The following is a 14,814-nucleotide window of genomic DNA, read 5'->3' as shown; positions in this document are numbered from 1 at the left end:
GTTACAAGGGCAATTTCTTCTTCATTTCCTCTACAATATTAAAAGCTGCCGGACAAATAGCTACGTTTTTCAACGTTAAATCCGTGATTTGTTGAAACTTTTTTCTATCCGTATGTGGAAATTCTCTACATGCTTTTGGACGAACATCATAAATCATACATGCATTTTCATTATCCAGAAAAGTACACGGCACACTTTGTAACACATAATCTCTGTCTTCGTCAATACGAAGATATTGCTCGATAAACTGTTGTGGTTTTTGTCTAAGATATTTTGAAACACGCTCAATATCCGCATCCGTAAATAATGGTCCAGTCGTTTTACAACAATTAGCACACGTTAAACAATCCGTTTTCTTGAATTCAGCATCATGCAAATCTTGCATCACGTAATCCAAATTCTTTGGTGTCTTCTTTTTCAGCTTATCGAAATACTTTTTGTTTTCGATATGCTTATCTTTGGCTTCTTTAGGAAGATTGTTTAAAATAGTGTTCATTCGTAGATTTGTTTTTTCGGTTATTCGATAAAACATTCCGCGAAATTACTTAAAACAAACCAACAAATCATCAAATTAACACATCAACTACAATGAAAGACCTTTTTGGCAAAGCCATACTCGATTTTCAAACTAATAATTTCCCGGAAGATTTAATAACGGAAACCTCCATTTCCGAAGAAGATGAAATGAGTGTTGAATATCTATTTCGTTCCTATGACGAAATGCCAAAACTAGAGCAGAAAGCTTTACAACTTGCGAAGGGAAGAGTTTTGGATGTTGGTTGTGGCGCCGGAAGTCATAGTTTGTATCTACAAAACGAAAGAAATCTTGACGTTCACTCGATTGATATTTCTAAAAATGCAATTGAAGCCTGTAAATTACGCGGTTTGAAAAATGTTCAAGTTCAAAATATTCTTGAAATGGACCCTAACAATCCTGAAAATAAATTTGACACCATTTTATTATTAATGAATGGTACCGGCATTTTTGGAACACTAAAAGAAACCACTACATTTTTACAGAAACTAAGAAGTTTGCTAAACCCAAACGGACAAATTCTAATTGATTCTTCGGATATAATTTATATGTTTGATAATGACGAAGATGGCGGAAAATGGATTCCAAGTAATGGATATTATGGCGAATTGACTTTTACAATACGTTATAAAAACGAAAAAGAAGACGAATTCCCTTGGCTTTATTTAGATTATAACACTTTGCAAAATGCGGCTTTCGCCAATGGATTACAAAGCGAGTTAATTCTTGAAGGGGAACATTATGATTATTTAGCCAAACTTTCAATTTAAAAGAACACATTTTAGCATGGAAAATACAGCATTAGAAAAATTACGTTATCCTATTGGGAAATTTATAGTCCCTGAAAGCTATTCCAGCGAATATCTAACTAATAAAATAGCAGAAATCGCCAGTTTCCCTGAACGATTGAAAAAAGAAGTGATTCATTTAACCGAGGAGCAACTAGAAACACCGTATCGAAAAGATGGCTGGACTATTCGTCAAGTAATTCATCATTGTGCCGATAGTCACTTAAATTGTTTTATTAGAATCAAATGGACGCTGACCGAGGATAATCCAACAATAAAATTCTATCATGAAGACCGTTGGGCTGAATTACATGATAATTTGACAATGCCTATACAGCCTACACTTTCATTTCTGGAAGGTTTACACTTTCGTTTGGCATATTTAATGAATAGCCTATCAGAATCCGATTTAGAAAAATCCTTTATTCATCCTGAGCATAACGCAGCATTTCAATTGAAGGAAATAATTGCAACTTATGCCTGGCATGGAAATCACCACTTAGCACATATCACAGCATTAAAAGAAAAAAAAGGTTGGTAATTGAACGTTAAAACCATTTTTACCATTGATAAAAAATCCCAAATACAGTTTGCATTTGGGATTTTTAAATTTTAAGGAATATTCAAATATTTATGGGTCTGTAAAGAAACACGCCATTTTGGATTGTTCATCACATAATCTACAATCAGCGGAGTCATTTCTTCTTTTTTACTCCATTCAGGTTGTAAAAACAGAATGGCATTACTATTCACTTTTTCAGCTTGCTCTTCAGCAAAAATAAAATCGTGTTTATTATAAATGATAACTTTCAACTCATGTGCATTATCATAAACCGTTTGTGTTGGTAATTTATTTTTCTTTGGAGACAGACAAATCCAATCCCAATTTCCAGTAAGCGGATATGCTCCTGAAGTTTCAATATGAACTTTTCTATTATTTTCTTTTAGCTTTTGCGTCAGCAAAGTCATATCCCACATCAAAGGCTCACCACCAGTAACAACAACAGTCTCTGAGTATTTACTTGCATTAGTAACTATTAAATCTACACCTGTTGGAGGATGTAATTCTGCATTCCAGCTTTCCTTAACATCACACCAATGGCAACCCACATCACATCCGCCAATTCTAATAAAGTATGCAGCTGTCCCAGTATGAAATCCTTCTCCTTGTATAGTATAGAATTCTTCCATTAACGGAAGCATGGCACCTTTATTAACTTCTAATTGTATTTCTTTTGATAACATTATTTTATTTTAAAGTGCAAAGATAGTTAATTTGAAAATGAGTTAATTTGAAAACAGAAACTAAAACAATAAACTTTAAAAACAGAAATTTACGGTTCATAATGATTCTAAAAAAATTCAATACAATTGATAAAATTAAAATTTCAAAATACAATTAAAAAAAAAACCGATAGTTAAAAAACTATCGGTTTATTAAGTAAGAAACAAGCATCTTATTTCAATGTTTTCAATGATTCAGTTGCATAAGCATTAGCCGGATCAAGCGCTAATGTTTTTCTGAAATATTCGATCGCTTTAGCTTTATCTGTATTAGCATAATTAGCAGCGATGTTATTGTATGACTCAATAATTTTAGCTTTTACAGCAGGTTTTGCTGTTTCTTCAGCACCTAAAGCAGTAACTTTAGCTACATAATCCTCATAATTTTTAGTCATAACATCATCTTTATCAAGCAATCTATTCGTTCTTGCTCTGTAAAGATAAGCTTCATGATATGTTGGCGATGCCACTAATACTCTTTCGAAAGCAGCATCTGCTTTTTGTAAAGCAATAACATCTGGTTTTACATCTTTACTATTATTAGCATAATAATTTGATAAACCATAATAAACATTATCATCAAGATACGTTTTAGAATCTGCAATATTAGCACCAAATTCAAAAATTGAAGCTGCTTCTTTATATAGTTTTTGCGTAAATAATTTTTTACCAACTTCACTTAAATCTTGAACTGCCAAAGGCTCCATTTCAACTGCCTTTTTAATATCTACTAATCCAGCATTAAAAGCTGTTGCGTCAATTGCTAATCCATCAGCGCTAGTTCCTTTTTTAATTTTGGTTAAACCTAAATATAAATAATCTAGAGCGATAGCTTTATTTCCTGGAGCTGCTATAAAGCTTTCCAAAGATTTGATAGCTACATCAACATTTCCGTTTTTATAAGCAGCATATCCTAAATAACGATAGATTCTTGGATTAACTTTATCTAATTCAATCATCTTATTAGCTTCTACTTCAAGAGCAGCATAATCCTCTACCAAGATAAGGAAATCAGCACGACGCATTCTTGAGTGAATAGAATAATCCGTTAATGACATATATTTATCATAATATCCTATCGCTGTTTTATAGTTTGCAGCAGCTTGAGAAGGTTTGTTACGTGCTATTTTATAATATGTTTCAGCTAATTCTCTATAAACTGGTCCATAATTAGGATTTATAGCAATAACTTCATTATAAGCTTTCAAAGCTTCGTCGTAAGATTTAGCACCTTTCAACAAAACACCCAATTGCATTTTAGCTCTCAGCAAAGTATTATCTGCTTGAAAAGCACTTCTATAAGCAACATAAGCTTCATTTTGTTTGCCATCACCATAATAAGCGTCTCCTAATGCTAGTTGTAATTGCGCATCTTGTGGATTGTTTATCACAGCACGGTTCAAAATTGCAATTGCACTTTTATAATCCGGTTTAGCAACATTCATGTAAGCTCTTGCTATATAAACATACTCTTGTACGTCTTTCTTTTTGATGTCTTTTGTAGCCAAAGCAAATTTAGCTTGTGCTCCAGTCACATCATTTTTATCTAAATCCATTTGACCTAAACCAATATAATTCAATTTAGCTCCTTCAGATGTATTTAATCCATTTTGAAAATAAATTTTAGCAGAATCCTCTACACTTTGAGTAAGATATACATTCCCTAAAGTAAAGAAAGCTGCACCATTACTTGGTTTTGCTTTGATAATCGATTTTAATATCGATTTAGCACTTTCAAATTGCTCTGCATCGATAGCCTTTTTTGCCTGATTAATATCTTGTGCTTGACTCGCAAAAGCGGAAGCCAACAATGCAACACTAAAAAATTTTAATTTATTCATTTTAATTGTAGTTAATTTATTTTTTATCATTTTGGTCTTTACCAATTATCGTAAACTTCCTTGTGGGAATACGAACCGGCAACAATCCAGATTTTAAAATTATTCTTTGTCCGACATCTCCAGCAACAAATGAGGCGAAGCCCATTCCTAATCCAGAAAAACCTTGACAATTGATTATATACAAATCACGTGCCAAAGGATATTTCCCTTCTGCTATATTATTTTGTGACGGGATATAATAGTTATCACCTTTAAGACCTTTAACACCTAAAGTAGTAACATTATCAACATATTTTTGCATTGCTGGTAATGGTTGTGAAAGCCAATTAACTCCCACTACACCAATCATACCCTCATTTTCTGAAACATATTTTATAACTTCATCATTAGATTTAAATGAGAAGACACCTTTTTCAGGTATGGCTTTTATACCAGCCAAAGAATTCATGTAACGTACTGTACTTGAGTTAAGGTTATCAAAAACTAATCCTTTGATTGATGCTACAGGCTTGCCTTGCATAAAACTAATAACATCATTTAACGCTACAAGAGTATCTTTATTGCTTTTATTAGAGATAAAAGCTACAGCATCGGTAGCGAAAATAGTTATTTTAGGATTAATTTTTCTTTGTTTAAAAATCTTCTCTTCTTCAGTTGTCAAACTTCTGGATAAAATAGCTATAGCAGCTTTTTCATTAAATAAAGAATTAACCGTTTCAGATTCAGATTTGGAAACAAGTTTTATTTTAGCTTTATATTCATTTTCAAATACGGCTACTTGATCTTCAATAATAGGAGCTAAAGTTTCATCTACATAAATTGTGGTTGAACCTTTCAGTATTGTTTCTTTGTCTTTTTTATTAGTAGCTTGATTACACGCAAACACCAATATCACTATTGAAAACAATATAAAATACGGAAGTTTAGAATAATTTTTCATGATCTAGTTATTATTATCATTAATAATTCGAAAGAATCTAAAAGAAGCATATACAATAAGTAAAGCCCCAAAAGCAACTCTATAAGTAGGCTCCATTGCTAGGGGGAAATTCTTCATAAAGATAATAAATAAACCTAAAACAAGGTAAACTAGAAAAAACAAAATTCCTAAAACAAGAAGAAATCGCTCTTTAAGCGATTTCTTCTTAATATTATTAAGTATGTTATTTAACATTATTCTGCAGATTGAATAGTAATTGGAAGAGAATAAAGTACTCTTACTTTTTTACCATTTTGCTCACCCGGTGTCCATTTAGGACATTTTTTCAAAACACGGATGGCTTCTTTTCCTGTTCCATAACCGATATCTCTAATTACTTTAATATCAGTCAAAGAACCGTCTTTTTCAACAACAAAAGTAACGTAAACTTTACCTTTTAATCCTTCTTCTTCTGGAGTTTGATAGTTATTACCAACAAATTTGTAAAATTTATCGATTCCTCCTGGGAAATCAGGCTTAACCTCAATACCAGCAGTGTTATAAATTTGGTTATCAACCTCTTCAACTACAGCTGCAGTTCCAGTACCAACCGGCTCAACTGTTAAAACAGCATCTGGATCTCCTTTTATAGTTTCATCACCTAATTTTTTGTCTTTAATTTCGACAGTTTTAGGTGGTTCTTCTGTCACTTCTTCCGCTTTTGCAACCACTGGTTTAACAAATTTTACTTGATCCACTTTTGGTGGCGGTGGTGGCGGTGGTGGAACATCTTTTTTTACTTCTTCCTTGGGTGGCAATTTGATACTAACAATTTTAGTATCTAAAGTATCATCACCTTCCGAAGAATCTGGTAGTAAGCTTAAAATAAGTGGCATACTAACAGCTAGAGCAAAAACAATTGCACCAAAGATAAGTGCTCTAACAGTAGTCTTGTTATTTGTTTTTCTTAGTTCGTAAGCTCCATAAGCTTTATTACGACCTTCGAATACAATATCAAGCCATTGGTTTGTGAATATATCTAATTTCATTTTTCTTAATTATTAGGTTATAGAGTAAATGCTAAAATCTTATTTACCTTCTAACAATTTTAGTTCTTCTGGAGAAAAATCATTTACAATTGCATTTGAAGGTACGCCTACAATAGCCATCTCATCTAGTATGTCTACTAAATTACGGTAATTTGATTTTTTACTTGGTTTGATAATTACTATTAAACCTTTGTCTTTGTTCCCAGTGTATTCAACTACTGATTGTTTTCTTTTCAATAATTCTTTACGAATACCCTCTTTACCATAAGAAATATCTTTAGGACCAGCAATTGGAGTTGCTAATAAACCCATGTAATAAACCATCTTATCATTGTCTCCTAATAAAACCGTTAATGTACGATTTTCATCAACCTTGATTGGTTTATCAGTAGGATCATCTTCTTTATCAGGCAAACCCAAAGGCATCGATTGTGGTTTAGACAACGTAGTCGTAAGCATAAAGAACGTAATCAATAAGAATGCCAAATCCACCATAGCAGTTAAATCTACTTTTGAGTTAGCTTTTTTACTTCTTACTTTTCCACCTTTTTTGCCATCTCCGTCGCCGGTATTTAATTCAGCCATTTTAGTGTATTTTTTTAGTTATTTTTCTGTTGCTCTCAAACCAGTAACAAGGTTGAAGTTATTGATTTTCTGATCTTGTAAAATATCCATAACGCGTTTAATCGCTGGATACTCTTCTTTTGCATCACCTTTTATAGCAATTTGCAATTCTTTATCATTAACATCAATATTTGCAATACGAGAATTGTAAATCCATTCATGTAATTGATTATTCAATGAATCTTTAGGAACACCTGGCTGTAAACCTGGCTTACTTCTATCCCCTGTTTTCATTGCAATCAATTGCTTCAGACTAGTAATTGGAACTCCAATACCTTCCATTAAAGCAAACTTAGCAGATTCTTCTTCCGTAAATTCAACACCGTATTTTTGTCCCATTAACTCAAGTGCCTTTTTTCTAACTTCTCTACCCTTTAAGTCAAAGAAAACTTTTCCTTTTCCTACAGTTATAGTAGCTAAATTATCATCTGGCAACTTAGATTGAACTTGCGATGCAGGCGTATCAACTGGCAATGCCTCAGGTATCTTAGCTGTTGCTGTCATTACAAAGAAAGACAACAATAGAAAGGCCACATCACACATAGCAGTCATGTCCGTAGACCCTGCTTTTTTCTTCATTTTTATAGCCATTAATATATTTTTTTATACTTACAAGAAAATAGAATCTGTTTTTCAGATTACTATTTCCTTGCAAATTAAATTATTAATTATTTTTTTGTACTTCTGTAGTGTCTGTAAGTATTTACAATTGTATTACCTGCCTCATCAATAGAGTAAGTCAAAGTATCAATTTTAGAAGTAAAAAAGTTGTAAGCAATAATTGCTAAAGCTGAAGTAGAAATTCCTGTAGCAGTATTAATCAATGCCTCAGAAATACCATTTGCAAGAGCAGCTTGATCCGGAGTACCTGCAGCAGATAAAGCACTAAATGCTTTAATCATACCTGTAACTGTTCCTAACAAACCAGCAAGTGTACCTAATGATACCATTGTAGAAAGAATAGTCATATGTTTTTCTAACATTGGCATTTCTAATGAAGTAACCTCTTCTATTTCTTTGTGAATAGTTTCAGCTGCAGCTTCGCTATCTAAACCTTCGTTTTTAACTTCTTGGTATTTCAATAAAGCTGATTTTATTGGATTTGCAACAGAACCTTTTTGTTTGTCACATGAAGCAATAGCTCCTTCAATATTACCATCTTTAATATCTTTTTGTACACTTGACATGAATTTATCAAGATTTCCTGTACCAGCTGCTTTAGAGATTACAGCATAACGCTCAAATGAGAAAACAACCACCATCAAAAGACATCCTAACAAAATTGGTACAATAGGTCCTCCTTTGTATACCATTGCCAACATATTTCCTGGTAATGGGTGACCTGTATTAACACCGCCTTCGAAATTAGCGCCATTACCCATTATAAAATTCCAAATTAACCATCCAACAAAAACACATGCTACAATAATGATTCCTGAAATCATTCCTCCTCCGTTTGCACCTTTTTCTTTTTTAACGTTTGCCATTTTTTTTTAATTTTAATAGTTTTAAATAAATTATCTTAGTTATATTAAACTTGTAGTAGAGCAAATTTATATTTTTAGTTTAAATAAAAAAACTTTTTTTAATTTTATTATAATTAAATTTATTTCAAAAACACATTTGCAATTTACTACTTTGCATTTATATCAAAATACTCAAACAAATCTACTCTTTTACAAAAAATAACGTATTTTTTTATGATATATTAACACAATATTTTAATATCTAACTCCCTTCAGTCAAAACTAATATTTTATATTATTAACAATAAAAAAGCAGGAAAACTGCAGTATACACTAAAATTTCAGGTTTTGTAAAAAAAATAATACCTTGCAAATGATTTAAATCTAAACTTATTATGAGCAAAAAAGAAGATTTCATACAACAAATTACAGACGGATATAGTTCTAAAGGAGAAAGTATTACTCTTGGCGGCGCCATATTAGACGGAGAAGCTTTACCCAATGCACATGTAAAAATACCGCTAAAAACATTAAACCGTCATGGATTAATTGCAGGGGCTACCGGAACCGGAAAAACCAAAACCATACAAGTACTGTCAGAACAATTATCATCCTTTGGAATCCCTGTATTGATGATGGATATAAAAGGTGATTTTAGTGGTATTGCAAAAGAAGGAGAAGAGAAAGCATTTATTACCGAACGACATGCTAAAATAAACATCCCTTATAATACGGCAAGTTTTCCTGTTGAATTATTGAGTTTATCAGAACAAAATGGTGTTCGTCTTCGCGCAACTATCTCTGAGTTTGGACCGGTTTTATTTTCTCGAATCCTAAATTTAAATGATACCCAAGCCGGAGTCGTTTCTGTTATTTTCAAATATTGTGATGACAATAAAATGCCTTTATTGGATTTAAAAGACATCAAAAAAGTAATCAATTATATTACCGAAGAAGGAAAAGACGAAATTGAGGAAAGCTATGGCAAAATTTCCACTTCAACAACAGGCACCATCCTCAGAAAGATAATAGAATTAGAACAACAAGGTGCTGAACTATTTTTTGGAGAAATGTCTTTTGACGTTGACGATTTGATGCGCATTGATGAAAACGGAAAAGGATACATCAACATTTTGAGACTGACTGACATTCAAGACAAACCAAAATTATTTTCAACATTCATGCTAAGTTTATTGGCTGAAATCTATCAGCAAATGCCTGAAAAAGGAGATTCGGACCAACCAGAATTAGTGATTTTTATTGATGAAGCTCATTTAATTTTCAATGAAGCCAGCAAAGCATTATTAGAACAAATAGAGACTATTGTAAAGCTTATTCGCTCCAAGGGAATCGGGATTTACTTCATCACTCAAAACCCAATGGACATTCCAAGTGGTGTTTTGGCACAATTGGGTTTAAAAATTCAACATGCTTTAAGGGCTTTTACTGCCAATGATCGAAAAGCCATCAAACAAACCGCTGATAATTATCCAACATCTGAATTTTATAAAACGGATGAAATTTTAACTAGCTTAGGAATTGGAGAGGCACTCGTTACTGCTCTGAATGAAAAGGGAATTCCAACACCACTTGCAGCAACAATGATGCGTGCTCCTATGAGCAGAATGGATATTTTAACTGAGAGTGAAATTCAAGAAATCAATAACAGATCTAAACTGGTAAAAAAATACAGCGAACTCATTGACAGAGAAAGCGCTTATGAAATGCTAAATAAAAAAATTACCGTTATTGAAGAAGCAGCTGCAGAACAAGAACAGGAAAAAACATCTGAAAAAGAAGAAGCTAAAGGTCCTAGTACAGCAAGTGTAGTAGGGAAATCCGTTTTAAAAGTATTGACAAGTGCTACTTTTATTAGAGGTGCTTTTGGTGTTTTGACAAAAATGTTTAAAAAATAAAATTCTCCAATACCCTTTTAGAATTAAAACTCTAAAAGGGTATTTTAAAAAGTAACATTAAAAATGAAAAAATATTTTATTCAAAAAGCTCCTTTTATAGTTCCAACAACTGACGGTAAACTAATCGAAGAGCATCACGGAATTGCTACCACAAACAATCCCGAAATTTCGATTGCACACATGATTGCACCTCCTAAATGGAGCGAACCCTTTCAAACACCTGAATTTGAAGAATACACTTATATCATAAAAGGAAAAAAGCAATTCATCATTGAAAATGAAATTGTAATTCTTGAAGCAGGCCAATCTATAAAAATCGAGAAAAACACTCGAGTGCAATATTCCAATCCTTTTGATGAGCCTTGTGAATATATTGCCATTTGCAAACCTGCATTCGATTTTACTAAAGTACATCGTGAGGAATAAATAGTGCCGATGGAAGTAAAAATCTATCGCAACTATATCGAAGCAAACAACTCGAAAAAATTATTGCAGTAATTCCAAGATTTTATTCTCTACCGTTTCAGTATCCCAAATATTCTCGATGTTTTCCATTTTCAAAACCTCCTCCATAATCGCATTTTGATAATCCCCAATAGCCAAAGCTTCGGCATAAGGACGATCACTAAAAGTTACTCTGCTATAAAGCGGAATCCATTTCTCGGGATATTTATCTGAGAATGATTTTTCGATTTTCTTTTGCAACAAGAATTTCTCATCAGCTGTTTTAGAACTCATTTCCATAAAATTACGATAGGAAAGTTCCGCAATTGCATCAGCGTTGGGTTTACGGGATTTTTGATATTCCGAGAAAATCGTTTTCCAATCATCTCCGTATTCTTCAATCATTTCATAAAGAATTGAAATGTCCTCAAAGCCCGCATTCATTCCTTGCCCGTAAAATGGAACAATTGCATGACAAGCGTCACCAATTAGTGCAATTTTATCTTCATAAGTCCATGGAAAACATTTCATCGTCACCAATGTACTTGTTGGATTTTTAAAGAAATCCTCAGTCAGTTTAGGAATTACATCAATGGTATCCGGAAGGTTTTTCTCAAAAAAAGTTTCTACCTCTTTTTGGTTTTTCAAAGAAGCAAAAGAATTTTCTCCTTCAAAAGGCATAAATAAAGTACATGTAAAACTACCATCTAAATTAGGCAATGCAATCAACATATATTCTCCACGAGGCCAAATATGAAATGAATTCTTGTCTAGTTTATGGGTTGCATCCGAGTTTGCAGGAATATTTAATTCTTTATATCCAATAGGTAAAAATTCTTGTGAATAATCAAACATACTTTGGCGCTGCATGCGATGACGGATTCTGGAAAAAGCTCCATCGGCACCAAAAACCATATCATATTTCTTTTCTTCCCAAGCACCTCTTTCGGTTTCACCGATGTGCAAAGTAGCATCATCTAAGGTTACATCCCAGATTTTATGTTCGAAAAAGAATTCTGCTCCTGCGGCTTCCGCCAAATCGATCATTTTTCTATTCAAAGTTCCTCTGGAAATCGAGTAAATAGATTCTCCTTCTTGTCCGTAATTTTGAAAATTAAGTTTATCAACAAGATGAATAGCGCGTTTATCCATTGGGATGGCAATTTCTCGTACGGCATCTCCCACTCCTACGCCATCAAGCGCTTTCCAACCTCGGTTAGACATAGCTAAATTAATAGAACGACCTGAAAACTGAATTTGTCTGATATCTGGGCTTCTATCAAAAACATGAACCGTATGACCAGCTTTGCGAAGGTAAATAGCTAATAAAGATCCAACTAATCCAGAACCTACAACCGCTATTTTTTTGGGAATTTGCATTAATTTTTTATAAAAAGTTAAGCAAAATTACTGATTTTATTAGACTAAGAACTTTAAAACTATTAATTTTTACGTGGAATAAAAACCAATTTTGTTGAAGTCCTAACAATCTCCTCCTTATTCAGCATCATTCTTCTAAATTTTCCAGTATTATAAAGCTCCGCTTGATCACTGTAATGCGCACTTAATGGGTTTCCTGATTGCCCTGTTGGAAGGATGCTCCAGCTGTTTTCGATATCCGAAAAATCAATAATCCTTCTTGTTGAGGGACCTCCTTTTACGATATAATTTCCATCATCGGTAAAATCAAAAAACAAATTATTAATGACTTCTGTAGCACCCGAAACCTCAAAAGGCCCTACATTGAAAATCCTTCTTAGCGCAGCCACTTTACCCAATGGATGCTGATGTTCTACCGTATGAACTTTATTCCAAGTCCAATCAGCAACCGAAGTTCCCAATTGTTCTTCTAAAGCTACAATTGATTCTTTAAACGATTGTGATATAATTTTACTTCGGGTTTCTTTTTCATTTTTAGTACTTATATTATCCCACCAAGGCGACGCTGTATTCACAATTTGTTTTGCAATGATTTGCTTCATAATATGTGTTCCTAAAAATTGCTTGAAATGGGCTGCACCAAGTTCATCTTCGAAAGTATTTTTTAAATAATTAAAAATCCATTTATTGTAAATTGTTGGTGCAACATCACTAAGGTTATTCGAGCCTTTCCAACTTTTTAAAATAACCAAAGCTTCTTTCTCGTTTTCAGAAAGTGTTTTCTGATCAACATTTGAGATTAACTGCTTAACCACTTCTGGAGCAACTGATGACGTATTATCAAAAATCATTTCCCCTACTGCAGTTTTATCCCAATTTGATTTTGGTTCTAATAATTGTGTAATTCTTTTTGCTCTGTCCTCGGGAAGATAATAACCTGGATATAAAAATCCATCTATGGGTTCCGGTTGATTGTTCGCAGAGTACACATAATTCCATTTTGGATTTACCGCCGATGGATTTTTGGAGAAATCCAAATATTCTTTAATATCATCTTTGCCACTGGCACCATCTAAAATAAAATTAGGATTTACGCCCGCATTATGCTTGTATAATTTCCCTGTTGCCCACCAAGCCACATTTCCTTTGGCATCGCCATACATCACATTCAAACCTGGTGCCGCTATTAAACTGACTCCTTTTTGAAAATCAGCTTTACTTTTAGCATGCGAAAGTTGATAAACAGCATCAAGAATTTGTATGGGTTGTTGTGTATAAATCCAGGACATTGCAACAGGTTTGTCTTGCTGCAAACCATCAATCAAGTCATTTACGACCGGGCCGTGGCGAGTCACTTTAATATTCAAAACCACATCTGCAGAATCTTTAACTTTTATAATTTTTTTTCGAATTTCATACGCGCTAAAACCATTTGGTGTCTTATAAGCATTTGCATCATTTGGATTATTCTCCTCTTGATACAAATCGATATCATCATTTTCAAACATCGTCAAACCATAAGCATAGTCCCGATTATGTCCCAATAAAGGATATGGGGTTCCTGCCAAATAACAGCCGTACAATTCAAAATCTGGCGTTACTACATGAGCTTCATACCAAGTTCCGGGCTGTGAAAACCCAATGTGTGGATCATTAGCAAAAATAACTTTCCCGTTTTTCGTTTTCTTTGGTGCAATAACCCAACTGTTACTTCCTATAAAAGGAGAAATTGGGGACTGCTCTAAAATCGAAGCTACCGACTTTGAAATAGCAATATATTCTTGAGATGATTCTTTGGCATTTTTAATTCGGGTGGTATTAAACGAACCATCAATCCCAAAATCCTTGAGATACTCCATTCCGTATTTATTTCGAATATCAGTCAATAACGGATCTGATTTTTGAGCCATTGCAAAACTAAAAGACATATAACCAAAAATATTGTAAACATCTTTAATCGTAAACTTCTCTTTTTTAACCCCCACCAAACTGAACTCTATTGGCGTTGTTCCTTCTTCTAAATATTGATTAATTCCATCCAAATATGCCATGGTCAATTGATAACTTGGACTGTTTTTATCCAAAGCTGCAATTGCTTTTGCTGAAGCTTCTTCAATTCCAAGTCCTGCAAAGAATTTATCATTTTTTAGTGCCACTGAGCCAAAAATCTCCGATAATCTTCCCGGTGCAATACGACGCATCAATTCCATTTGCCACAATCGATCTTGGGCATGAACATAACCCAAAGCCATCATTGCATCCTTTGAATTTGTCGCATAAATATGTGGAACGCCAAACTCATCAAAATAAACTGTCGTTTCTTTTTGAATATTTTTCAGTGGCAATTTGCCTTCATATTTTGGCTTTAGATGAAATCCATAAATAATTAAAGCTACAACTAAAACTGCCACTACCGAAAGTAAAACGAGAAGAACTATTTTAAGTTTTTTCATATTTAAATAAATTGATAAACAAATATATACGATTTGAAAGTTATTTAAAATAATTTATTTAAACGAGTGTGATTCTGGTAAAATCGATTAAATACCATTATTTGTTTAATTTATT

The 14,814-nt window shown here is 33.2% G+C and carries 14 protein-coding genes; 4 read left to right on the top strand and 10 right to left on the bottom strand.

The features are described 5' to 3' along the window. Position 1 precedes the first annotated feature (1 nt). Positions 2-496, bottom strand: coding sequence for a YkgJ family cysteine cluster protein (locus C8C87_RS01705; RefSeq protein WP_121343258.1), 495 nt, complete (start codon positions 494-496; stop codon positions 2-4). Positions 497-588: 92 nt separating this feature from the next. Here C8C87_RS01705 and C8C87_RS01700 point away from each other — a divergent pair, with 92 nt between their 5' ends. After that, complete coding sequence (locus C8C87_RS01700; protein ID WP_121340901.1) at positions 589-1,305, top strand: bifunctional 2-polyprenyl-6-hydroxyphenol methylase/3-demethylubiquinol 3-O-methyltransferase UbiG; 717 nt, start codon at positions 589-591, stop codon at positions 1,303-1,305. 16 nt (positions 1,306-1,321) lie between these two features. Next, entirely contained in the window at positions 1,322-1,864 is a 543-nt protein-coding gene (locus C8C87_RS01695; protein ID WP_121340900.1) for a YfiT family bacillithiol transferase, read from the top strand. A 71-nt stretch (positions 1,865-1,935) separates the two neighbouring features. On the opposite strand, the gene C8C87_RS01690 is transcribed toward C8C87_RS01695, so the two are convergent. From C8C87_RS01690 to C8C87_RS01655, 7 genes are all read right to left on the bottom strand, one after another. Then, positions 1,936-2,568 (bottom strand): 7-carboxy-7-deazaguanine synthase QueE, encoded by a 633-nt coding sequence (locus C8C87_RS01690; RefSeq protein ID WP_099713552.1) that lies wholly within the window; start codon positions 2,566-2,568, stop codon positions 1,936-1,938. Positions 2,569-2,780: 212 nt separating this feature from the next. After that, positions 2,781-4,448, bottom strand: coding sequence for a tetratricopeptide repeat protein (locus C8C87_RS01685; RefSeq protein WP_099716194.1), 1,668 nt, complete (start codon positions 4,446-4,448; stop codon positions 2,781-2,783). A 16-nt stretch (positions 4,449-4,464) separates the two neighbouring features. Next, on the bottom strand, positions 4,465-5,388 hold the full coding sequence (locus C8C87_RS01680) for a PstS family phosphate ABC transporter substrate-binding protein (protein ID WP_099713553.1): 924 nt from the start codon (positions 5,386-5,388) through the stop codon (positions 4,465-4,467). A gap of 233 nt (positions 5,389-5,621) precedes the next feature. Next, positions 5,622-6,416, bottom strand: coding sequence for an energy transducer TonB (locus C8C87_RS01670; protein WP_099713555.1), 795 nt, complete (start codon positions 6,414-6,416; stop codon positions 5,622-5,624). A gap of 39 nt (positions 6,417-6,455) precedes the next feature. Beyond that, a complete protein-coding gene (locus tag C8C87_RS01665; protein WP_099713556.1) occupies positions 6,456-7,001 on the bottom strand; it encodes a biopolymer transporter ExbD in 546 nt (181 codons plus the stop codon). An 18-nt stretch (positions 7,002-7,019) separates the two neighbouring features. Next, complete coding sequence (locus C8C87_RS01660) at positions 7,020-7,631, bottom strand: biopolymer transporter ExbD (protein ID WP_099713557.1); 612 nt, start codon at positions 7,629-7,631, stop codon at positions 7,020-7,022. Between the two features lie 77 nt (positions 7,632-7,708). Further along, complete coding sequence (locus C8C87_RS01655) at positions 7,709-8,527, bottom strand: MotA/TolQ/ExbB proton channel family protein (RefSeq protein WP_099713558.1); 819 nt, start codon at positions 8,525-8,527, stop codon at positions 7,709-7,711. A 374-nt stretch (positions 8,528-8,901) separates the two neighbouring features. Between C8C87_RS01655 and C8C87_RS01650 the strand changes: the two genes are divergently transcribed. Beyond that, a complete protein-coding gene (locus tag C8C87_RS01650; RefSeq protein ID WP_121340899.1) occupies positions 8,902-10,422 on the top strand; it encodes a helicase HerA-like domain-containing protein in 1,521 nt (506 codons plus the stop codon). A 63-nt stretch (positions 10,423-10,485) separates the two neighbouring features. Further along, positions 10,486-10,848: a cupin domain-containing protein gene (locus C8C87_RS01645; protein ID WP_099713559.1), complete on the top strand. Its 363-nt coding sequence runs from the start codon at positions 10,486-10,488 to the stop codon at positions 10,846-10,848. Positions 10,849-10,908: 60 nt separating this feature from the next. On the opposite strand, the gene C8C87_RS01640 is transcribed toward C8C87_RS01645, so the two are convergent. Together C8C87_RS01640 and C8C87_RS01635 are read right to left on the bottom strand one after the other, a co-directional pair. Next, positions 10,909-12,246 carry an NAD(P)/FAD-dependent oxidoreductase gene (locus C8C87_RS01640; RefSeq protein ID WP_099713560.1) on the bottom strand — a complete coding sequence of 446 codons (1,338 nt, stop codon included), beginning with the start codon at positions 12,244-12,246 and terminating at the stop codon, positions 10,909-10,911. 62 nt (positions 12,247-12,308) lie between these two features. Further along, positions 12,309-14,699, bottom strand: a complete 2,391-nt coding sequence (locus C8C87_RS01635; protein WP_121340898.1) for a penicillin acylase family protein — start codon at positions 14,697-14,699, stop codon at positions 12,309-12,311. Positions 14,700-14,814 lie beyond the last annotated feature (115 nt).

This window comes from Flavobacterium sp. 120, from assembly GCF_003633605.1.
GTDB lineage: Bacteria > Bacteroidota > Bacteroidia > Flavobacteriales > Flavobacteriaceae > Flavobacterium > Flavobacterium algoritolerans.
This window is presented reverse-complemented; position numbering and strand designations above follow the sequence as displayed.